The 24,752-nt window shown below is 45.9% G+C and carries 12 protein-coding genes and 1 pseudogene; 2 read left to right on the top strand and 11 right to left on the bottom strand.

All coding sequences use genetic code 11. The features are described 5' to 3' along the window. Positions 1 to 109: 109 nt before the first annotated feature. A complete protein-coding gene (locus MKX60_RS21195) occupies positions 110 to 1,243 on the bottom strand; it encodes a peptidoglycan D,D-transpeptidase FtsI family protein (protein ID WP_341060886.1) in 1,134 nt (377 codons plus the stop codon). Between the two features lie 162 nt (positions 1,244 to 1,405). After that, entirely contained in the window at positions 1,406 to 1,990 is a 585-nt protein-coding gene (locus MKX60_RS21190) for a hypothetical protein (protein WP_341060884.1), read from the bottom strand. 1,150 nt (positions 1,991 to 3,140) lie between these two features. Here MKX60_RS21190 and MKX60_RS21185 point away from each other — a divergent pair. Beyond that, a pseudogene (locus MKX60_RS21185) lies at positions 3,141 to 4,292 on the top strand (glycosyl hydrolase family 8); the annotation flags it as partial. Beyond that, positions 4,269 to 4,985 (top strand): galactose-binding domain-containing protein, encoded by a 717-nt coding sequence (locus MKX60_RS21180; protein WP_256721593.1) that lies wholly within the window; start codon positions 4,269 to 4,271, stop codon positions 4,983 to 4,985. The pseudogene MKX60_RS21185 and the gene MKX60_RS21180, both read left to right, overlap by 24 nt. Positions 4,986 to 5,359: 374 nt before the next feature. On the opposite strand, the gene MKX60_RS21175 is transcribed toward MKX60_RS21180, so the two are convergent. The 9 genes from MKX60_RS21175 to MKX60_RS21135 form a co-directional block, all read right to left on the bottom strand. After that, positions 5,360 to 12,133 (bottom strand): stalk domain-containing protein, encoded by a 6,774-nt coding sequence (locus MKX60_RS21175; protein WP_341060882.1) that lies wholly within the window; start codon positions 12,131 to 12,133, stop codon positions 5,360 to 5,362. Positions 12,134 to 12,242: 109 nt separating this feature from the next. Then, entirely contained in the window at positions 12,243 to 13,184 is a 942-nt protein-coding gene (locus MKX60_RS21170; protein ID WP_341060879.1) for a hypothetical protein, read from the bottom strand. 421 nt (positions 13,185 to 13,605) lie between these two features. Continuing rightward, positions 13,606 to 14,562: an alpha/beta fold hydrolase gene (locus tag MKX60_RS21165; protein ID WP_341060877.1), complete on the bottom strand. Its 957-nt coding sequence runs from the start codon at positions 14,560 to 14,562 to the stop codon at positions 13,606 to 13,608. Between the two features lie 18 nt (positions 14,563 to 14,580). Further along, complete coding sequence (locus MKX60_RS21160) at positions 14,581 to 17,880, bottom strand: sugar-binding protein (RefSeq protein ID WP_341060875.1); 3,300 nt, start codon at positions 17,878 to 17,880, stop codon at positions 14,581 to 14,583. Between the two features lie 109 nt (positions 17,881 to 17,989). Further along, positions 17,990 to 18,838, bottom strand: coding sequence for a carbohydrate ABC transporter permease (locus MKX60_RS21155; RefSeq protein ID WP_076283675.1), 849 nt, complete (start codon positions 18,836 to 18,838; stop codon positions 17,990 to 17,992). 17 nt (positions 18,839 to 18,855) lie between these two features. Further along, positions 18,856 to 19,725, bottom strand: coding sequence for a carbohydrate ABC transporter permease (locus MKX60_RS21150; RefSeq protein ID WP_076283800.1), 870 nt, complete (start codon positions 19,723 to 19,725; stop codon positions 18,856 to 18,858). Positions 19,726 to 19,843: 118 nt separating this feature from the next. Continuing rightward, positions 19,844 to 21,181 (bottom strand): ABC transporter substrate-binding protein, encoded by a 1,338-nt coding sequence (locus MKX60_RS21145; RefSeq protein ID WP_076283676.1) that lies wholly within the window; start codon positions 21,179 to 21,181, stop codon positions 19,844 to 19,846. Positions 21,182 to 21,286: 105 nt separating this feature from the next. Further along, positions 21,287 to 22,723 (bottom strand): response regulator, encoded by a 1,437-nt coding sequence (locus MKX60_RS21140; RefSeq protein WP_341060873.1) that lies wholly within the window; start codon positions 22,721 to 22,723, stop codon positions 21,287 to 21,289. Beyond that, positions 22,695 to 24,491 (bottom strand): cache domain-containing sensor histidine kinase, encoded by a 1,797-nt coding sequence (locus MKX60_RS21135; RefSeq protein ID WP_341060872.1) that lies wholly within the window; start codon positions 24,489 to 24,491, stop codon positions 22,695 to 22,697. The genes MKX60_RS21140 and MKX60_RS21135 overlap by 29 nt, the downstream gene beginning before the upstream one ends. Positions 24,492 to 24,752 lie beyond the last annotated feature (261 nt).

Raw genomic sequence — 24,752 nt, 5'->3', positions numbered from 1 at the left:
AGAAAAACCGCGCCAGGCGCGGATTCTAATGGGACTATGTTATTGTTCACCGACACCAATCCATAGTCCAGATATTGAGCCTCCGACCGTTTCAAAATAAAAGCCCTAATCAATCAGCAATTTTCTGGCCGCCTGCATTATTTTTTTCGGTCAGATCGGGTGCGGAGCGCTGCGCGGATGGTGCATTCTTGACGGATATGGAGACACTGCCTCCATCGCCCGATGTAACTTTTGGCACACCCATATATGACAATGCTTCCGATACGATCTCTTTAAACACCGGCCCCGCCGCAGCACCACCGCCAGCAGCATTAGCAGGCTCGTCAATGCCGACATAGACCACAATCTTCGGATTATTAGCCGGTGCGTATCCGAGAAAGGACGAGTGCACCTTATCGCGGTCATACCCTCCCTTACCGTCGGGTTTAATCGCCGTACCGGTCTTACCTGCTACACTATAGCCTTCAATGTATGCATGGCGGCCGGTTCCATGGACCAGGTCTGCAACGACCTGCTCCAGATAGCTGCTGGTTTCCCTGGCGCTTTCCTCGGAAATAACCTGACGTACCACCTGGGGCTGGGTTACGGTAGTCTTGCCGGTATTCGGATCGGTGGTCGCCTTGACCACGTGCGGCACCATCAGTTTTCCGCCGTTGGCGATGGCCGAGATGGCGGTAAGCTGCTGAATCGGAGTAACAAGCACTTTGCCGTGCCCGAATGCAATCGTCGCGTTCTCTGAAACATTATTCGGAGTCGGATTGACGATTCCGCTGATTTCGCCCGGCAGGTCAATACCGGTAAGATCGTTAAATCCGAAATCATCCACGTATTGCAACAGCTTTTCCGGACCGAGCATTTCATAGCCAAGCTTGACGAAGGCCACGTTACTTGACCGCTTCACGCCTTCCAGGAAGGAGATTTCGCCATAACCGCTTCTCTTCTGGTCAAACAGCGGCTTGCCGTACCCCTTGATGCGGATAGAACCGGACATGAAGGTTGCGTCCGAATCGAACAAATTCTCCTCCACCGCTCCGGCAAGAGGTACAATTTTGAACGTGGAGCCTGGTTCAAATCTTGTTTTGATGGCATGGTTGAAGAATACCCCTGGATCAGAGGCATATTTCCAGAACTCATTCGGGTTAAAGGTTGGCATATTCGCTAGCCCCAATATCTCCATGGTGCTGGGATCCGCGGCAATTACCGTAATACTCTTGGGTTTATATTCTTCATAGGCCTTCTGCATTGCCTGTTCGATATAATACTGGATTGTGCTATCAATCGTCAGCTTGAAAGTACTTCCATTGACCTCCGGCTGGTAAGTGTCCTCCGAGTCAGGCAGCTTGATGCCTTTGGCGTCGCTCTGGTAGAATAGCTTACCATCCGCGCCCTTAAGCTGCTTGTCAAATTACTTTTCGAACCCCATCACCGCATTGCCATCGCGGTCCGTATAACCCAAAATATGTGCGGCCAGTGTTTGTTGCGGATAATAGCGCTTCTGCTCCCTAATCAGGCCAACGCCAGTCTCCAGAGTGTCATGTTCATCCTTCAGTTTCTCAATGAACTCGTTGACCTTGTCGCGCAGCTCCTGGTCTATCTTCCAGCCTTCATTACGGATCTCCCGGTTCTTCAGATACTTGCCGTTCTCGTCTTTGGCTTCCACGAGCGCCTTAAGCTCATCCTCAGGCTTGCCGAGCAGTTCATGCAGGCCGGTGATAACTTCTTCCCCGATACTGAGAGCGGTAATCGCTTCCGGATTGACCACTACCGTGTAGGCCGGCACATCGCTAGCCAGCATCCTGCCGTTGCGGTCCTCGATCGTGCCACGCACCGCTTTAAACACCGAAGTATGGGCCCATTGCTTTGCGGCCTTGGTTTGCCAGAAATCACGATCCAGCACCTGAATCCAGAACACTCTGCCGAGCAAAACAAGAAAAAAGAGGGTAATACACCCTCCTATAAACAGCGTACGAAGTTTTATTCTCTTCACCATAAGCAAACCCACAAACATATATATTGCAATTTTCGGCAAATCGCTCGTTAATAGTCACTGCGTTTTGTTCGCTGATATGAATGGTATCGTCGGCATTCGCCTCCTGATATCCCATATCCATGGCTAGCTGAACAACTTTGGCACGGGATTGCTGTTTTTCCTTGTCCCAGTAAGGCTCATTATTGTAGGCATAGGTAATGCCAGGTTTTATTAGTTTGATAAATGATCACCATAATGAACACCAGGCTTGTTACACATTGTACAATGTATAACAAGGTAAAAACAACCATTTTTGTGAATCCTTTGTCACTACGCTATTTCGGGAACTTAGGCTACATGTAATAGACAATTGGAACATCTTTGTGAATTCTCCATTTCACTGTATGCGGTCATTCAGATAAGGAGCGCTGAGCCAGCATGAGGTTGAGCAAAAATAAATTCAACGGCTGCCTGCTCGGCTTTTATCTTCTCAATTACCGCCATTTATGCCAAGAGATTAACAGCGTCTATTGATGTCCTGATCGTATCCAGCGCCAGTCTGTTCACCGATGGACTGATGCTCATTTTTCTGACTATGCTATGAAACCGTATGAATATTTCTTTTTCTTTTTGGATGATTGCAGAATGTTCCTCGTGCCATCTAATCCAGTATGACCATGTTGTTTACTATACTGTTTAGTGTAAACGCTTTTATTTTATGAACATTACTTTTTAATTTATTTTAAAGCATCTAGACACGGCGAAAATAGTTGTGTTACATTTGTGTGAATAAAGTAATGCAGTTTAGCTGGTGATTTGTAACCTGTAGGTGAAAAGTGACGTTGAGGATGCGATGATTTCCTATTGGAGCGCGTACCTTCAAATCTCTTCAGCATATATATAAAATGTCACTTCCGCCCTAAAGTTAAAGCGCTTAAACTTTAGAAGTGTGAATAGCACTTATTGTTAAGCGGTTTACTTTGGAGATCAGTCTAAAGGGAAGGAGGATTCATTGACGTTAATTAAACTAACCATCACTAAAGGAGGAATTTTTGTGTACTCATTGAAATCGACCTCAGGCACAATGAAAGTGATGTTACTTGTCATGCTTTCGGCGGTTATGCTTCTAGCGACATTAGCCGCCCCTGCACCGCTTCAACGGAAAGTTCATGGAGCGGGTGAATTGAAACCGTTTCCTCAACAAGTCAGCTATCCGGGTATCATTAAACCAAACCACGTCAGTCAATCCTCGATGAACAGTTCTGTATCTTCCTACTATGACTATTGGAAGGCTACTTATCTTAAAAACAACTTGTCCTCGCTGCCCGGAGGGTACTATGTAAAAGGTGATATTACTGGCGAAGCGGACGGCTTCGATCCTCTCGGCACATCGGAAGGCCAAGGTTACGGTATGGTTATTACCGTGCTAATGGCTGGATACGATACGAATTCCAGAACAATCTATGACGGTTTGTTCAAAACGGCTAGAGCGTTCAAGAGTTCTAATAATCCGAACCTGATGGGATGGGTAATAGCAGATAGTACTGGGGCTCAAGGGCACTTCGGTTCAGCAACAGACGGGGACCTCGATATCGCTTACTCCCTTATTCTAGCTGATCGCCAATGGGGCTCGACTGGAACGATCAATTATTTGGCTGAAGCCAAAAAGATGATTGGCGCTATTAAGCTTAGCAATGTGACAACTAACAACAGGCTGAATCTTGGTGACTGGGATACGAAGAGCGCCTTGAATACGCGTCCCTCCGACTGGATGCTCAGTCATCTACGGGCTTTCAATGAAGTTACTGGAGATTCAACTTGGCTAAATGTCATCAACAATCTGTATAACGTATACAGCCAATTTACAGCAGCTTATTCGTCTAGCACAGGTCTGATTTCGGACTTTGTGGTAGGCAACCCGCCTAAGCCGGCCCCCCCAAACTATTTGGAAGAGTTCCCTGAAACAAATGAATACAACTACAATGCAAGCCGTATACCACTTCGTATCGTAATGGATTACGCCTTGTACGGAGACACCCGTGGTAAGGATATCGCTAATAAAATGGTAGTATGGATCAAAGGAAAAACAGGCAACAATCCGAACAATGTGAAGGACGGTTACCAACTGAACGGTTCGAATCGCGGTACTTATGCGACAGCAGTATTCGTAGCGCCTTTTATCTCCGCTGCGACGACTACCAGCACGCATCAAGCTTGGGTCAATGCAGGATGGGACTGGATGAAGAACAAAAAGGAAAGTTACTTCAGCGACTCCTTTAACATGCTGAACCTACTGTTCATCTCGGGGAACTGGTGGAAGCCTACCTACAGTGCAGCGGATACTCAAGCTCCCTCGGATCCAACGAATCTGACCGCAACAGCAGCTTCAAGCAGCCAAATTAATCTGAGTTGGACTGCTTCTACCGATAATGTCGGTGTAACAGGCTACCGGGTATTCCGTGGCGGCGTGGAAGTAGGCGCGCCTACAGACACATCCTTCAGCGATACCGGACTTACCGCATCGACAGCTTACAGCTATATGGTAAAAGCTGTCGATGCCGCAGGCAACCTGTCTGCTAACAGTAATACCGCATCAGCAACTACAAGTTCAACTCCTGATGCCGGTATCAACCTTGCACTGGGCAAGACAGCGGTAGCCAGTTCTATCGAAGGTGTAGGATTTGAAGCTTCCAAGTCAACAGACGGCAACTCTACTACCCGTTGGGCGAGCATCGAAGGAAGCAACAATGAATGGATTTACGTCGATCTGGGCGCAAACCAAAGCGTAAACCGCGTCAAGTTGAATTGGGAAGACGCTTACGCTAAAGGCTACAAAGTTCAGGTGTCTAACGATGCAACAACATGGACGGATACTTACGTAACAACGACCGGTAATGGTTCTATTGACGATATTACATTTACCGCAAATAGCGGACGTTACGTCAGAGTGCTCTGTACTGCTAGAGGGACCGTATACGGATATTCGATATTCGATTTTGAGGTTTACAGCTCTTAATTGAACAAATCCTGGCGGATATGAATCTGTCAGGATTTGTTTGTCTAAAAGAGCAGAATGTAACTTCTCGGGGGGTTCGTTAGTAAACGAATGGCCTCTTTTTTGATCTCATTTGAGTATGTCTTAAACTTCTACCCTTTAATCGCCATAAAAATGCACCCCCTAGAATTTCATCGGACAAACCAGGGGGTTTATCCAATATCTATTCTAAGGGGTGCACTTCAGTTATCATCAAGATTTTTTGATGATAACTGAAAATGAAATATTCATAATTATTCAGCGATTGCCTTTTCAACGTCCTCGAAACGAATCTTTATGAGACGCTGCAGTGCATGTTAGAGGGTTTCGTGTGTAGCTGCTATTGTTAGCGAATACTACTTCATGATACTAATGGATTTCGTAGTATTATTGAAGAATACATCTGCACCAAAATACTCAGCAATGAAGCGTAACGGGAGCATAGTACGTCCGTTTACAAGTTCAGCTGGAACATCCATTCCTGGTGCAAGTTCACCGATCGCTATGGACAAAGTCTGACCTTTCAAGGTAATCATTACGGTTTTCGTAATGTTATCCCAGCCTACATTTGCTCCTAAGCTCTCAGCAACGAAGCGTAGTGGCACTAAAGTTCTGCCTTTAACTACCATCGACTCAACATCCATACTCATTTCGATTCCGTTTAATTTATACCCTTTCTTACCTAGAGTAAGTTCTAATTTCACAGGTTCAGGCTTGGTTGTAACAAAGATATAGCCTAGTCCTTTTGCCGTGAAGGTAAATTTACCTGTCTTATGGTCATATTTGCCGCCTAAGCGTTCCATGTTACCGTCTAATCGAAGCATGACACCGCATAACATGCTAATATCGTTAGTCGACAACTTCTCTTTTGACAGATCGAAGGTTACGGGTATAAGCCCTGTATAATCCGTTACTTCCCGGCCATCCACGAAGATCTTTAATTCATATCCCCGCCCTATAGCTCCGTCTCTTTCATCTACAGGTTTAATGACAACCTTCATTCTCTTGCCTGTATTCAACTGCTTCAACAATTCAGGGGACAATTCAACAGATACGGTGTCATTCGTAACAGTTAGCGGTTTGTCGGCTTTAATAATCGCACCGATCGTATCGTTTTGAATCTCAAGCTCATCTTTTCCGGCTGACATCGTCAATTCAAGGGAATTGCCTTTCTTCAGCTGCTCTTTGATTGTAGCATCAATAAGATCCGCTATCGGTGATTCTGGCGAAGGAGTCGGCGTACTGCTTTGGTCACCAGATCCTCCGCCGTTATTATTTGCAGTAATTACGATAGTTAACTCTATCGTATCCATGCCAGCATGGTTAGAAGCCGTAACAGTGAATTTGTATGTTCCCGCTTCAGTAGGCACCCCTGAAATAACACCCGTAGCTCCTTCTAATTTCAACCCTGCAGGTAAATAATTATCTCTCACTGTCCAAGTAATCGGTTCGTCGCCGTATACCGCTAATGTTACCGTATAAGGTTCTCCAACTTTGACGCTTGGCAGATTCTTAGTGATAATCTCCGGTGCTGTATCAACTGGCTTATCCTCTTTAATCTCGATGCTCAATACTCGCTTATCTATACCAAAATCATTAGTTGCGCCAACAGTGAATTCGTAATATCCTGCCTCTTGAGGCGTACCCGAGATAACACCTGTTGCTTCATCTAGGTTCAAATCTACTGGCAAATCTCCTCCCTGGACCTTCCAAGTAATCGGTTCGCTGCCGTATACCGCTAATGTTACCGTATAAGGTTCTCCAACTTTGCCACTCGGCAAAGTCTTAGTGATAATCTCCGGAGCTGTGTCAACTGAGACATCTTCAGTGATCACTATATTGAACGGTTTCGAGTCACTGCCTGCGTCATTGTTAGCTTGAACTTTGAATGTAAATTGACCCCATTGATCCGGTGTACCCGAGATAACACCTGCATCTTCATCCAAGCTCAATCCTGATGGCAATTGACCATCTACAACAGCCCATTTGATCGGCTTATCGCTGTCAGTGGTAAGAACTGCCGAATAAGGTTGTCCTACCTTGCCATCCGCAAGCGATTTCGTCGTAATCGTTGGCGCAGTACCTGCGTCTTCAACCCATTTCGCATATAATTCAATATCCCTTGAAACAGGATCAGCAACGAAATCCCAGACATCGTTTAATCCTGCATCTTGATACCAACCGCCGAAAACAGTGTTTTCTTTTGTCGGCGCTGTTGGCTCGGTAATTGTCCCGCCCATATCTGCGAACTTCATCACCACTTCGCTGCCACCGTTGGAATCAAAAGTTACCGCATAAGGGTTGTGTGCGCCGATGGAAGGCGTTCTGCCGCTAAGTGGATTGCCGAAGAAGTCTGTTCTTTCCGTCATATGAGGCAGAGCGTTCGCGCGATCCACATATGGGCTTACAATCTCGGCACCTGCACCATAGGCCAGGTTATTACCGTCAGCAAGACGGAACCCGTTCATCGCACTGTAATCAAGCTTGGCATCAACTGTTCCGCTGTTGGTAATCCAATGTTCCGGCGCAGATTTATAATCATTTAATATAGAGTTAAGTTCCTCTTCCGATACATAGCGGTTGTCAGTTGCTGTTACGCCTGCACCTAGATACCCGCCTCCGCCTGCGTTCATGCTACCAAAAAGATTAGCCGGATATACAATGTTGTTCGTAAAACGTCCGGCTGCAAATGAAGCAGATGTTCCCCCGCCTTTTAGACCAACCTGATTGTTTGCCCCAGTGTAGGCAAAAATATTATTTTGGAAATAAATATGCAAGTTAGAGGCCGTCGGATCAAATACTAACGAACTGCTATTCTTCAATGGTGTGACGATGACATTGTTATAGTATAATCCGCTTAATTCCTCGCTCGTTGAAGAACCTCCCGCAAGTAATATAAGACTGTTAAAGCTCTTGTTAAAATCCGGGCTGCGACCGTCGTTCACGCTAATGTTATAGCGAACGATATTGCCCTTGGCAGCATTCATCTGTAAGTACCAACCGCCATAGTTATTTCGGCTGTAATTGTATTCATACACATTGTCCTGACAATAGTTGTCAATGTCCCATGCCATACCGTCATTACTTGCATGATAAGGGTTGTCCACGGCTTCATTATAGCGGAAGATCGTGCCTTTACTTGCCATAATCCACGCTGCCGCATAGTTTTGCGAACCTAGATATGTTGGCGTTGTATTATTTGGCCCCCAGTTCGTAACCAGGTTGCCGCTCTTATCGCTTAAATAGCTGTATCCGCTGTCTGTGACCACATTTCGTTCCACAAGGGAGTTGTTCCCGCCGGACATAACAATGCCATCTCCAACCGAACTAGAAATCCAGTTGTTTCTAAACACAGCGTTTGATGCCCAAGGATAGCTTGAGTTACTCCAAGTAATGCCTGTGTTATTCGTCCCAGGATTGCTTGGTCCGTAGGCATTGTTACGAATACCTTCGTTATCGCAGCGAAGGGTTTTATTTCCTTCAACCAATATATCTACATAACCATTAATAATGATGCCGCCGGATACCTTACTTGCTCCATTTGCTTGGTGCAGCCCATTAACATCATGAACGTAGTTATCTCGAATGACGATGCCTTGCATACGAGCATCAGCATAATCTTGAATATTAAACTGACCTTGTCCCAGCTTGGAAATCCGTGACATTACAGCGATACCGGAACGGCCATCACCTGCTTTATTGCCGATGTTCGTTACTTCAATTCCACTGACTACCCAATAGTTAACGTCATATAACTCAATTGTACCGTTTAAGGAAATGCCTGATGGGCTTGACGCTGTTCCTCCACCATTAATTATCGGACGTTGGTTAGGGTCGGTCGTATTATATTTTGTAAGCGTAATCGGATTTCCTTCCTCACCATCGCCGCGCAGTCTGATTTGTTCGTTCCATACGCTATTCGCATCCAGATAAATGGTTGAACCTGGCATAAATACATATTCATTAATCTTGGAGATTGATTTCCATGCCGTAGCCGGTGTGCGTCCATCTGAATGATCGTCACCGTTATTGGAGAAATAATAATCACGGACTTCAAGTGGTAGAATGTTCAACTCGAATGTGATTTCGGCAGGATTCAGATCCAGTCTAATGGTATATTTTCCTGGCACGATATTATTTCTTGCGAATGATTCTTTGTTAATTTTCAATACATTACCGCTAACCGTATAATCCACATCCCGCTGCAGTGTTACAGCGCCGATCTCCACTCCAGCTAGATCTGCTAAATCAGGATTTACGGTGATATTATAGTCGTCCAGACCAATAACATATGTGCTGTCTTCTAAGTGGCTATACTCTTTGGGCATGAGCTTTAGCGTAATAGAAGATGTTCCGGTTTGGGCTGTTATTCCACTATCGATAACATATACGTCATCGATAAAGTGCCTGTTCTGTATATCCTTAATCGTTCCAGCCTTGTTGCCCCAGTTCGTAGCAAGCTGCAATGCATCAATCTTGGAAATATTGTTCTTAACTAGGGTATCAAAATTGCCGCCATCTGTTGATTGCCTTTGAATGTCTTGTCCATCGATTTTATAGGTCGTTCCCGTTGATGTAACGAACCATTGGAATTTATGCCAGCCTTCGCTTCGCTTGACATCTACAGGATAGAATCTCCCGGATGAACCGGGTCTGACTGCGTAATTGGTCAGATTTGCCGCCCAATCGCCATCTCCATTGCCATAATTTATTGCGATATGTTCATTGGATGATGGGGTTAAACCAAAGACAGCGTGGTCATTGGAAGCCGTTCTGCCATCATCATAGTACCAAGCAGTAACGATTGTTGTCTTACCGGTTGCAGGGGTGTAATTATAGGTACCTGGAACAGTAGCCACCTGACCGGCGCCGCTTGATGTTGCAGCCTTTCCTCCGGTACGGGACATCACATCGCTGTGAACATATCCGTTCGCACCATTTGAAAATTTCTTCTCCCCTTCAAATCCATCATAAAACATAGTGTCAGCCTTATTGAAGTAATCAACGCTCACTTGAACAGTGACCTCTTCGTTCCCTGTCGGAACATAACCTTTCTTAACCGTCACGAATCCGGCATCATCAACTTCAATCTTATCCTTGTCTTGATCTGCCGGGCTGAAGCTGATGTTATCAGCAACAAACACATCAGAAGTATCAACGATTAACCGCGTTCTATCTCCAGCCCGTAAAGTATCGCTCTGGCGAATTAGCGCAATGTTGGCTGAATATTGTGCACTCTCTCCTGATTCATCAGAGTCTAAGAATCGTGACGTTGCGTTCCCGTTTGCTTTTATTTTAAATGTATCATTTAAAGTCGGGGACAAAGCCGCATCATTGCTTGTTGCTGCAATCGGGCTTCCTTTAGCCACTCCATTACTGAAGAGTTGAACCGAATAGGCAGATGCGTTAGCGACACGGTCCCATGTAGCGTATGTGCCGTTCCATCTGACATTTACCGGTACAGGTAATTTCTCGATCTTTAATATTCCGGATGCTGCAACTTCTTCACTGATGTCCCCCGCATTATTAATGACAATGGCTGTAACAGTGTAGTTGCCCACTCCCAGTGCCCTTGCATAGGGCAGAACATGATGCCTTTCATGATTGTTAGGCTGGTCGGGTCCTCCATTTTTCGATAAATAATAACCAACAGGTCCACCGTCTTTGAACAGCGTTACAAGGGTGTCACCGTAATTGGAAGCGCCACTATAAATGCCCGTGTCCGAGTCAAGCGTCGGGTTAATTGGCGCATTCACCTGTGTATTGGTGGTTATCAACAACGGTACAGCATTGGATTTCACCACAATTCCGTCTGCCGAAGACACTTCGCTATAATAGAAATTGCCTTGTTGTGAAGCTGCGTCCACATTGGGAAGCGTTAATAGCGCCTTATCAGCTCCGCTGACTTTTGTCCCGTTCAAGCCTGACTCGTCGTCAGATACATACCATTGATATGCTGAAGCAGCGGCTGATGCCGCAACGCTAAATGTTGCTGTCTCACCTTGTTTCACTTTTTCCGCTGTTGGCTGAGTGATTATTCCTAAATTTGGAAATCCACCGGGAGGTACCAAATTCAATGTTAATGTTCTGGTTCCTGTTGTTGTAGCTACATCTTTAACAACATAAAAATCGTCGATTAGATGTTTATTTTTAATATAAGCTTTGTTGCCTGACTGGTTGTTCCATCCTCCTGCTATTTTAGGCTGAATGGTTGTACCGCTCTTCATAGCTTTGTAAATATTACTTTGCGCTGAATCGGATACTAATGTTCCGTCTATTTGTAAAGTCGCACCATTCGGTGTAATGAGCCACTCGAATTTATGCCAGCCTGTGGAACGTAAAGCCCCGCTATCTTTCCAACGGTTGCCTGCTGTACCCGCTGATGATGGTGCATATGCCCAAGTATATCTAGTCGGGTTATGAATAACATCAGCCTCTGAACTTTGATAGAATGTCCCGACAAAGGTGGCATTTTTGCCATCTACAATAGCAAATTGAGTTCTATCCGTCGCTGTCTTCTCCTCATCAGGATACGGGTCAAAATACCATGCAGTCATCTTATAATTGCTACCTGTCGGCAATGCCACGTCTTGGGCTACATTTTCATTATTCGTATCACTTGAAGGTGTAATCGCTTTCATTCCAGAACGGGACTGAGCATCGGAAAGCGTGTATGACGAACCTAATTTGCCAGTTGATGTCATTGGACCATTGTTGTTCTCGAAATCCTCCATGAATAATACATCTGAGTCATGGTAATAACTCGCCGCGGCCGTGATTGTCACCGGGATGCCCGGAGCACCTGGCAACGCAAATGTATAACCGCTAGCTAAAGTAATGTTCCCCTGATTATTAACAGTTAAAAGATTCGCATTGCTGGAATCATAATTAACCTCGTCAATAACCGGTCCTTTCACGAGACTGCTTAAAGGCGAACCTTTATAGGTAAGATTCACCCTGCCTGCCTGACCTGCCGCTTGTGTCAATTCTAGTACAACAGAGTCAAAAGATTCGCCCCCTCCCGCAGCTGACACTTCAGATGAAGGCGCCAAGCCGAACAGACCAGGGAACACCAACGAAGTTGCCGTAATCATCGACAAAGCTTTTTGCATCCATTTCGATCGTATCATCCCAAAACTTCCTCCCTTTGAAATTAATAAATTAATACTTTATAAAAAATCTGCATCTATGGAAGCCTCAATAGACATAGATTTTTATAAACTTAAAAACATAACTATTCTAGTTCACTACTAATTCACTGAATCGATTACCGTTATATACGATCTTCAACTTATTCGTATTTGCAATTAACGCTCGCAAGTCAGACTCCGCCGATCCGTATAGAATGGAATCTTTCACTTCTTCCAGTTTAAGCTTGGTGATTTCCGGTTTTGTGGTTAATGTGGCAACGACATCCTCGCCCATATATTTACCGATTACTGTCTCACCTACAGAAGCAGCAGCTAAAGACTCCCAGAACTTAAGAGACTCGGTTTCTTCTTTGGATATATCCAAACGGTTTAGCACTTTCTCTTCCTTGGCCTGTCCCGCTGTCGCTAACGCAGCCGTCAATTCATTTGCAACACGAACATATTCCGCACTTTTTGATGCATACTCAACATGCAACTCTGTTTCGCTCATTTTCGTTTTTTTAACCTGCGTTTCTACCAAATCCGGCCAACGGGCGCCACTTAAATATTGCATGTATTGATTTAAATCAAACTGAGGCAATCCATAGTAAGTCCCTTCTGAATCTTCCATCTTAGCTCGCTTAACATTTTCATCTTCCATGTCGGATTTTAGCTCATCAAAGCTTTTGTAAGGGGCGATCCCCCGCTCATCTGCAATAAATTGCTCCTGCTTGGTCTTTAGCAATGCAGTCATTGCAGATTTTTTGGCGTATTCAGTTGGGGTTTCATGGTTTTCTCCGTATTGACGTGTCCAGAAGCCCTCATCTACTTGGACCCCATAAATTCTGAAGAAATAGTCTGCCGTTATAGCTCTTTGCTCCTTGACATAAAATTGAAATTCGTCCTCTGTTACGGCGTATCCATCTACTGTAAATATCCAATCTTCAGGTAGCTCCGCCTTTTTGTTAGTTAAGCTCAACACGAGTAAAGCAAGAACAATCAGAGTGGTAAACAAAATAATCACGGTTGCTTTTCGTCTAGTAATCCCCATGACGCCCCCCCTTTCAAATATTCAACCTAGCTTTGCAAGAAAGCTTATGACAGTGAAATTCATCGCCGTTGCTGGAGAAGTTCCCAAATTTAAATGGTTAGACATAATTGTAAGTTTAGCTGCCCTTTAATGTAAGCGCTTATTTAGACTGAATTAAAACAAATTTGACTAATAAAAAAATAGTTCTAGTTCGCAATTTTGTGTATGCTAGGGGATCAATATCTTATAAAGGAACTGTCGTTTTGACAAAGTAACACCTCAATTTTGGTTTTCAAAAGACAGCCTAAAGCGAGCTGTCCGTTATAATCCCCAAAACACTAATGGCTTCGCCCTCTGAAAACAAAGGACGAAGCCATTAGATATTACCGTTTAAATGTAATTATGGGTGATTAATTTAATGTTGATATTTCGTTCTGATTCATTACTCCAGGAAAAATTGCATCGTCCGGTCGGACGAACCTGGTAAATACTCATGTCCAAAGTCAGGATAAATAACAAGCTGCTTCATCGTGTTCATTTTATTGTATGCTGCAAATTGCGTAGATGGCGGGCATATGGTATCCATTAGCCCGACGCTCATCATGACCTCGCCACGAATTCGATCAGCTAGAAATTGTATGTCAATGTAGCCGAGCTTCTCAAATACATCATGTTCGCGTTGATGAAGCACATCATAGTAGCGAAAATACGTACGCAGCTCGCCATAAGCTTCTTGATCTAAATCCATGTCCCATGTACGCTTGTAATCACTAAGAAAAGGGAAAATCGGTGCAAGCTTCTTCACTCTCGGCTCCAATGCAGCACAAGCTATCGTAAGTCCACCTCCCTGAGATCCCCCTGCAGCGTAAACGCGTTCAGGATCGACTTCAGGCAGCTTCATCGCTATTCCGGCAAGCTGTGCAGTATCTAAAAAAATGTGACGAAATAGCAGTTCATCCGGGTGATCATTTAACCCGCGGATAATATGTCCGTGATGCGTATTTCCCTTTACCCCTCCTACATCCTCCGAGGTTCCCCCCTGGCCGCGGCAATCCATGGCAAGCACAGAGAAGCCTAACGATACATAAGCCAGTTTCTCGCTCCAATCCCCGGCATGGCCGGAATAGCCGTGAAACATAACGACAGCCGGATGAGGGGTTTCCATATTCTTGGGGCGCACGTACTTCACATGAATTCGCGCTCCCTTCACGCCCGTGAAATACAGGTCAAAGCATTCGGCATGGGGTACTTGAAAGCTGCTAGGCACCAGCTCAAGCTGCTGATCAACAGTCCGCATCTCTGCCAGAGCACGCTCCCAATATTCATCGAAATCCGCTGGGCGTGGATTCGTTCCTTCATAGGTTTTCAATTGTTCTAACGGCATATCAACAAGTGGCATAGTTCTTCTCCTTATTGCTTATTGGGTCGGCATCATCCACTGCATGGAGCGGAATAAACTCGGTCTTTTCTCGGAACCGATGCCGCTTGCCCATTCGATCCAGCCTCGTCGTCCCTGTCCGTCATTCTCATTCACGAGCAGCGAGAAGCTCATCACATCTCCATGCTGAGGTGCAATCGGTGTCAGCTCCGACCAAGGCAGAGCTAGCTTATAAATCGTCAGCTTCTGTTCCTCATTCCTGGTTACCGATGCTTCACCATGTTGCACCAGCCCTACTGGCAATCCCCCCAACGCCGTCCAGCGATAGACTTGCGGACCATTAGGCGAATCCGATATGCCATACTCATACCATCCCCGGCTCTCACCCGGAATTCCCGGAGATAACGCAAACTGAATGCTGTCATTATTCCATATATTAGCATCGGAAGCTGCAGCCGAATGAACATTATCATTAATTTTGGCCGTCAGGTACAGGTGATCCTGATCAAAGTGAAGCCAGGCTTGACCGCTCACGCCAATGGTTCCGCTATGGCCGGAGAGCAAGACAGGCTTACCCTGCGACAAATCGATTGTAGGCGCCAAAGCTTCAATTTCCGGTTCGATATGGTCATTGACCGCAATCGTCCCCCGGTTGACCGGATTAAAACTAAAATTCCCTTTATAGACGTATGGCTCCTGCTCCGCAAACTCGACGCGGATGGACGTCGGCTGATCTCCTCCTAGCGCGATCGGACTAAGCGGGATACTGAATTGCTGTTTGCTGCCTGGGAGTACGACCGTGTTGATAAGCTCTTGATCGGACTGTTCCCCAACCTGCCAAGTCACCCTGTCGACAGTAAGACCGGCGGCCTTTCTGAAGTTTTCTACATCGATATTTAGCGTTTGACTGTACTGTCCTTCCTTCTGTTGCATCGCAGGTCTGACCGTAACCTTGTGTGGTACGCCGGTTGCAACGCTATGCTGTAGCTTGCCTATCTTGTTGCCAGCCTCGTCCAACAAGTGAATGATTACCGAACGGAAACCTTCTCGCGTCTCGTTAATGCTTAGAGTAAGCGCTTCTGTTTGACCTTGCACCGCTTCAATCGGATAGTTATTCTCCTCCATCTTCGCTGTTATAGTCAGGTTAGGCAGATCATCGTTATTAATCGTTAAGTTGAACGCATGCGGATCTCCTACTGCTGTTTGCCCTCCAGCGATTGTAAATGTGCCGTCCGTAACGATCCGGTTGATGCTTCCTTTGATATAGAATGGCTCTCCCGTTATCGTTATATAGATCTTGCCATGATGCGGGGAGTAAATTTCTGTATTTCCCATAAAATCAGTAATTTCTAGGTTGTTATCCGTTTCGATAACGGCTTGAGTGTCACTCTGCGCCCAGACAACTCTAAGATTTTCGCCACCTTTTGTGAATAAATTGCTTCTGATCGGATCTCCGAATTGCTCAATTTCCTCAAATACTGCACCGGCAAGTTGTCTGCTCATTGCGGCATAACTCGCATAGGCCGGCTTCGGTGTATAGGCCCCCATCGGGTCATTCTTATGTCGGACCAGTCCGAAATTATCCTCATTATAATCATCTCGAAGTCCGTCATTCATAAAATCATACCAAGACATCCGTTCTACGCCGAGACTCAATCCCGATACAAAACCTCGCGGCAAATAATTGGCCTGGGTCTTCTCATCGACGCCTTTTGCAGATTGGTGTGTCGGTGATCCGAATTCTGTTACCCAGATCGGTACCAGATTGCCGTTATTGTATTGCTTAATCAAGGTTTTCAGACCTTTCAATTTTGCAAATACGTCGTCAGGTGCGTTCGGGTCCATATAGGTCTGTACAGAGACAGCATCCAGATATTTCAGTCCTGCGTTTTTGTCCTCGCCTTCTCCTACGCCTTTCAGTACACCTTCAATCCAGTTCAGGTCGACGCCTCCTGAGACGATACCGACAACCGGCACATTCGGATGGACCGGTTTAACGACATTATAGGTCTCTTTCATCAGATTGAAGTAATAGTTCGGCTGCGAATTGGCAGGACTGTTGCCCCTTTTGCCGAACCCGCCATTGAACTCATTGTATACATTGAAACCGATGAGCTGATCCTTGTACTGCTCTATATAAGCTTTAGCGTATTCCGCAAGTCCCCTTCTTCCTATATCCGTGTAGGGTGTTGCATTATTATCGTAGAATGGGTTGTTAAATGCCGCCACAAAAAGCAGCTTAAGATCATTCTCCGCAAGCTTCTGCATATAATCATCCGGTGAAGGGGCGAAGGTATAGATGCCTTTTTGTTTCTCGATGCTGCTCCATTCCATGCCATCCCGAACGAAGGATGCGCCCATATAACGGATCAGTTTACTCAGCTCTTTGCTCCATCCGGAGGCAGTCCAGTTCAAATGCGTGCTGACACCAAACGGTGACTCCCCATTACCGGGTGGCAATGCTGAAGAAACAACGGCGTAAGCTGTACTTCGGACCAGTGGTTCACTGCCGGGTCTCTCCGCAGTAACTTCAAGCGTAAAATAGCCCAATTTGCTGAAAGGCACCGTGATCTGAGCTTTCCCGGCGACCGGACTCTCGCTTCCCGAAGTAATCTGTGCGCCATAAATATCATATGTGGCCCAACTTACTGATGGTCTGCTTGTTCTTACAATAAAAACGTTCGGTTCAGAATCCAGGAAAATATTGCCAAGTGCTGTTTGCTGAATTTTCAGCTCTGGCTGCCAATCACCCATCTGAGCCGTCATGTGGTCAACCAGGATAGTGGCCGGTAACGCGGCGTTCTTCATATCAAATCGGTCGAAAAGGATTGTGATGGCGTTTGCCGGTTTATGCCATACACCGTCATTTGCTCCATTCCAGTAAGTAAATGTGTTCGATCCCATCTGACTTACGACAACTTGCTGCCAATCCGATGTATTTTGCAATGTAATGCGCTGTTGGAATGTTTGCCCTGTCGAATCTGTCGTTCGAATTCGCAGTGATTTCAAGTCCGAGGTTTTGACCCAGAATGTTAGTTGTTCAATATCTAGCTCATCCACCTCTTTTTTTATGAATGCAAATGGCGATCCCGTTGGTCTTAGGCTGAAATCTGCTTTTATTTGTCCCATATGGGCTCCGTTATAACTCTCAGCTGATTCGATCCGATTGAAGCTTCCCTTCACTTCAGGCGAATCCCCCATAGCAAAAATCCAGTTATCGTCTCCTTGCTCAAAATCACTCAGTACATGATTGAAATCCGATGCTGCATGCGCAGGACTGTAGAACAATACCAGATTGGACAATAAAACCACGACAATCACAATCGATATCCTCTTCATACAGACGAAATTCCTCCTAAAACATTTTTGTATGCGCTATCATAAAACATTTTGAATGGACCCCGAGGCGTCTTTAATCTCCGTCTATCTCTATTGTTCGTATCGTTGTTTATCCTTTGACGGCAGAGCTTGAGAAGCCTTGAATAATATACTTTTGGCCCATGAAGAAGACAATGAGAAGCGGCACGACTCCCGCTGTAGCGGCAGCCATCATCATGTTATAATCCACTCCCGCTTCCAGCATGAAATTCTGCATGCCTAGCGGTACCGTGAACAATCTTTTGTCTAACAGGAAGATCAAGGAATTCTCGTAATCGTTCCACGTCCATGTAAAATCAATAATTGCGAAGGTTGCAAGCACTGGTTTGGATAGCGGCAGAAACAGTTGAAAGAATATCCGGAAATGACCGGCTCCGTCAATGAAAGCCGCTTCCGATATTTCATGGGGAATGCTCATGAAAAATTGCCGAATCATGAAGACGCCGAATACCGTAAATAAGCCTGGGAGGATGAGCGCCCAATGTGTATTATAAATTTTCATCCAATCAAACATGATGAATTTCGGGACAAACAACACTTGCTGTGGAATCATCATCAGACACAGATACAGCAAAAAGATGGCGTTCCTTCCCTTAAATGGAATCCGACTGAAACCATATGCGGCAAAAGCGGCCAACAAAGGAGCTCCAATCATCAAAATCAAAGATATTTTCAAGGAATTGAAATAAAAAAGCGAAAATCCGTCTCCAGTCGTCCAAACCTTAAAATGGTTGGTCCATACAGGATCGTGCGGAATCCACTGAATCGGATAGTTAAAAACGTCCTTCGGCTTCTTAAACGAAGTGCTGATCATCCAGATCATTGGTGACAGCAGCAGCAGACTGGCAAGCGCCATGATGATCGTATTGAAGGTTCTCATCACCCGTGTTCTGATTACTCTTACATTTCTCCTAGCCATTGTGCGTCTCCTCTCTGTTAGTAATGGACCCATTTTTTCTGACCAACCCATTGAATAAGCGTGATGCACAGGATGATCAGGAACATAGTCCACGAGACAGCCGACGCGTACCCCATTTCATAGAAGTTGAAGGCTTTTTTATATGCAAAAATCGAGAAAACCGTCGTACTATTGCCCGGCCCGCCTTGGGTAATCGCATAAATCATGCCAAATCCCTTGATCGAGCCGATAAAACCAGTAATCATTAAGAAAAACGTCGTTGGACTCACTAATGGAAAAATAATGAGATGCAGCAGTTGCCCAAATGTTGCTCCGTCTATCTTCGCGGCTTCCAGTTGCTCGGCGGACAATTCCTGCAAGGCAGCTAAATAAATGATCATGTTATAGCCAATGCCACCTGCGGTCATCATAATCAGCACTGCATACATTGCTGTATCCGGGGAAGCAAACCATTGTGGAGGATCAGTTATACCAATGGAGTGCAGGAAGGCATTTATCGGACCACTACTAGGCTGAAATAGTACCATCCAGACGAAAGCAATGGCTATGCCACTGGTAAAATACGGAGCGAAAAAGAACGCTCTAAGTGTCTTTTGAAAATACGTCCGATTATTAAGCATGACAGCAATCAGAAACCCAAGCATGATAGAAATCGGTACAGGGATCAGTAGCAGCAAGGTGTTTTTAACCGATACTAGGAATAAATCGTCTCTCACCAGCATCCTGAAATTATCCAATCCAACGTAGTGCGGGGCTTCCCCACTAGCGAATACCCAATCCGTAAACATTAAATAAAAGGAGAACAGGGCTGGAATGAGCATAAACACGGTCATTCCGATAAGATTGGGAGCGATAAACACATAACCAATCAGCCTCTGTCGCTTCATCCAGCTCACGATCGGTCACCGCCTTTCTCTCTAAATAGGGTAACTTGCATCATCAGGCAGCTAGCGGTGTATAGAGGGATACGGTACGAATCACCCGCCCCTCCTTGGCCAGGTTGAGCTATTTCGATGACGCCTGCAAATTCTTGTTATGCACCCGTGCTAATTCTTTCGCACCATCTTCAGGTGTCAGCTTCCGAGAAAACACGTTGTCATAGATAGCTTGTTGCTCGCTTCCTGTCTTCCGGTCCAAACGGCTCAGACCCAGCGGCAGATCACCGAACATCACCCGTTTGATTGAATCCAGATCATACGTGTCTTCCACACCTTTGAACATTAGCGCGACAGCCTCATCGACCGGGAAGTCCTTGGAGGAAGGTACTCTTCCGCCCGCCGCCATCGGCAGCATCCCTTCATCCGCATACCACTGTATAAATTTCCAGGCAGCTTCCTGATGCTTGGAGCTCGGATTGATGGAAATCACATCTCCCAGGCCACCGGCGTTAATATAATCGGTCTGATCCTTGTTCACTTTGGGAGCTGGTGCCGCTGCCACCTTGAACGACCGGGGAAATTCAGCTATATTATTCGTCGTGCGGAAGATCTGGTTCGTGGAGAACAACATTGCGGCTTCTCCTTTCACGAACATCTGGTCCAAGGCAGGCTTCGAAGTGATCTGCTCCGTATGAGGCATCAGGCTCTTATCGGTGAACATCATGTCCGAATAGACCTGAAGCGTCTTGACCGTTAGCGGGTTATCAAAAGCGGAAGTTCCATCGTCTTTGGTCAGTTGCAAACTTTGCTTCTGTAAGGACCCGTTGATAGGCACGGTGAAGTAATAATCGCTCTGTGCCAATCCCCATACCTTGTCACTCTTCAGCTTGGCAGCGTAATCTCTGAACTCTTCCAGCCCCCAATCCGTCGGAACCGGCAGTCCTTTTGCATCGAGCATATCCTTGTTCAACCAGACAAAAGACAAGCCTTTTTGGGTAGGCAGACCATAATACTTGTCGTCTACTTTCCATAGCGCAGCGCCTTCCCCCATCTTATCGTCCACGTTGTAATCGGAGAATTTGCCCAAATCAAGTGCGTTGCCTGCTTTAATCCGCTTCTCGTAAAGGCTGAAATCATAGTTGACGTACATGTCCACGGGCTGATTAGAGATGAGAGCTGTATCCAGCTTCAGGTTCCCAGCATCGTCATTGACGAACCGCACATACTCCACCTGAACATCCGGATGTTGCTTATTCCAGTTGTCTACGACCTCTTGTGGGCCATTCTCGGATGGTACCGCTCCCCACAGGGTAAGTTTGATCGGCTCACTGCTGGTCTTAGTTGCCCCAGGAGAAATAGCTCCCTCTGCTTGCTTCCCGCCCCCGCTTCCACCACAGCCGGCGAGTGCCAGAGGCACGGTCATAAACAGAGCAAACCCTGTCATCATCCATTTTCTGTTTCTCATCTTCCCTGCAACCTCCCTTTGATTGGATTGTTTGATTCCACCCAACTATACCAATCAATCCCTTGCCTCATCAGGGTTGAAACTTACAGATGAATAGTACAAAACTTAGGTATTATTCTCACGCCTGAAGGAGCTAGGCGTTTGTCCAACCATGCGCTTGAACACCTTAATGAAGTATGCATCATCGGCAAAACCTGTCTGAAAAGCGATCTCCCCCATATTCAGTTTGGAATGCAGCAGAAGACGCTTCGCCTGCTCGATCCGGATGTTTTGCAAATAGGCGATCGGTGTCAGTCCGGTTTTTTTACCAAAAACGGTGCTTAGATAATCGACGTTAATGGATACCAGCTTGGCTAAATCCGCAATCTTGATATTTTCTTTGAAATGCACCAGCATATATTGAATCACTCGATTCACCTCAGGATGATCTGTAAAACTTACATGTTCTTCCTTCATTTGCTGGATTAGCTTATGTATGACTTGCTGTACATGAACAAGCAGCGACGCATGGCTGATGGCTGAGTCAAGTTCCTGCCGGTACTCCGATTTTCGTCCTGCTAGCATGGCTAGCATATGAACAAGATGGGCAGCCAGTATTTTCACTTCTACATGGGAGAACGAAGAGGCTTCCATGCTCTTCCACATTAAAGCTGTCACTTCGGTGCATTGGCGTTCGTCGCGTACTTCGAAACGCCGGATCAGCTCTGCTTCCAGCTCTGCGATCGGCGGCAGTTCATGCCGCTCCTTCACCTGACCTCCCATTGAGCCGTACCAATATCTGTTCAACTGATTCAGTGCTGAGCGCCAATCCTGGGACAGCTGGCTCAGACTGCTGCCGGAAGCCATTCCAATCGAAAGGATATGTTTGTGTCTGTTCGCACACGTTGCCTTCTTTCCAAAGCCCCAGCAAAAGAAAGTTGTCAGTCCTCCTTCATGGAAGGGTTGAACCAACAGATAATCCTCTGTCTGAATATTCATCTTTTCCGCAGCAGCGGGTACAGCTCCACTCAGTATGGTATAAATTTCAAGTTCTAAGCCGTGGAATTTCTCCGTTACCGCAATTGTTCTGGTCTGATCTTGATCGGCCGCTGCGACCGTTCCCCGGATACCCGACCAAATACGGTGAAAATAAGGATAAAGTGCCTCACTAGCTACGCTAAGCTCCTCAAGCAGTTCTCCCTTAATCCGCGCCAGATTCTCGAGCAAAACTTCATCATTCAAGGAAAGCTTCAAGAGATAGTTGAAGGCCCCGTATTGAAGGGCATCCCGGGCATATTCAAAATCGCTCATAGCCGTCAGCATAATAAACCGGCTGCGGATTCCCGCTTTCCGTGTCTCCTTCAACAGTTCAATCCCGTCCATCCCCGGCATAACAATATCCGCGATCACGACGTCAGGCTTAAGCTCCAGAATAGCCGTAAGAGCTTCCTTACCGTTCCCAGCCTCACCCACAACGTAAAATCCGTGTCGTTCCCATTCCACCGTATCTCGTAGGGTCTCCCGGACAAATGCCTCATCTTCCACTAGTAAAATCGCCCACATGCCCATCGCCTCCTTCCTGTGAATAAGGTGTTGCTATCAGTAAAGGCAGCCGGAGCCGGACAAGGGTCCCTTCCGCGCCTGAAATAATCTCCATGGAACCTTCCCGCTTAAAAAGCAATTGTAGCCTTTCTCTCAGATTACTCAGTCCGATGCCATGACCGCTACGTCTTCCCGGTTTTAGTGCGGCCGCTTCCATGCCGATACCATTATCCTCCACCTCCAGGATAAGTTCTCTACCCTCCGCTCTCATCCTCACCCAAATCGTGCCACACCCGTCCGTCATGTCAAAGCCATGGACGATAGCATTCTCCACCAGAGGCTGAAGACTAAGCTTGGGAACGAGAGCATGTTGAACCGGCTCATCCAATTCATAGCGGACGATGAAATGATCCCTGAAGCGAAAGGACTGAATGGATTCGTAGGAACGCAGCAACTTCATTTCTTCTTTAAGGGGAATCAGCTCTATTTCCGAGTTCAGGCTGGCCTCCAGGATTAGCCCCAAAGAAGTGCAGATGCCAGCGATCGCTTCCTGCTTTTCTTTTCTGGCGATCCATTTGACCGTATTCAAGGTGTTCAACAGAAAATGCGGGTTCATTTGGGAGAGCAGCATTTGAAAACGTACCGCCTGCTTCTGCCGCTCCTCCAGCTTAAGCTTGTTAATGAGTGCGATGACATCATCTATCATGTGGTTAAAGCTGTCTCCCAGGGAACGCACCTCGTCAGTTGCCCCCTTTCCGATACTGATTTTGACATTCAGCTTTTTGTCCAATGCCTCCTCCATGCTCCGCTCTAAGACAACCAACGGCTTCGTCATACGAGCCGATAGGATGATGGTTACTAGCACGTAGACGATGACCAGAATCGTCAAAAAGAGGAATGCGATAAACCTTAATTGCCGGATTTCCTGCTGCAGTTCGCTTAACGGCATTTGACTGACTACATACCAATCCAGATCTTCAAGATAGCTGTAATTGACTAGGGATGAGGAACGTTTATCCTCATAGTGTCCTTCCTTTGCCTGTAGCGACGTAATTCTATGTAACATATCCATACTGAAGGTTGTTTTCTTACTTTGGAGAATAGTCTCTCCTTGTCCCGTAAAGATGGTCAAATCCTGGTTAGCCGGACTATCCTTTAATGTGCTCAGGAACCATTCCTGAATATTGATGCTGATGCGAGCCAGTCCGAAGTTTCCACGCAGTGGGTCATCCAGGACTATGTACAGGCTTAAAACCTTGCTTCCTTTACTGCCTATTACGTCATTCCAATCATCAGCCACCCATCGGTATGAATGTGTCCCGCTATGTAGCTTATCCTGCCAATCTTGTAAGGTTTTGAGCTCGTTAGTCAACCGGCCGGCAGGTGCATAGGAGGTGTATACATTGCCCTTCAGGTCGATGAATCTAAAATACAGTTCTGTCTGATGGAAGAAGAAACTGTTGTTGATGCCAAACATCTTACTCTCGATGACTTTCTTTCGCTCAAGGGGATCGTAATTGTCCGGATCGTGCATAATTTGGATCAGGCTCTCGTCCTGGCTCAGCATAATATTCGCCCTATAGGCGAATGCCATCATATCTGTCAAGGACACATGAACCTGCTGCATGTGCTCGGACATCCGATCCATCATATCCTTCTGACGAATCGATTCAAAATGCTGGAACAGATAAAAAATAGCTATGCACAAAGGAATCATTAGAAGGGTGATATAAGCCATGATTAGCCTGTACTTCAATTTGTTCGGAAGCAAATAGCGCCAGTTGAACATCGTGTAGGATCCACTCCCAAAAATGTAGTTGAATGTTCTTATCGTCTGAAGAGTTTCCAGATTTCTCGAATAGGCAAAAAAAACCTCTGTTTTAAGAGGTTTTTTTCCACAGTCAATCGTGGGTATTGGTTTATGGAGTATGGTTAACAATACTAGCCTTGCAGAGCCAGTTCCGATACTTAAGTCAGGCTCATTCATTGATCTTGTGATGAATCTTTCTTTATTCATTCGATTATATCATCTTAAAACGAATCCAGAAGA

It is taken from the genome of Paenibacillus sp. FSL R5-0914, from assembly GCF_038004525.1.
GTDB lineage: Bacteria > Bacillota > Bacilli > Paenibacillales > Paenibacillaceae > Paenibacillus_AQ.
The sequence above is the reverse complement of the archived record's forward strand: the minus strand, read 5'-3'. Positions and strand labels throughout refer to the sequence as shown.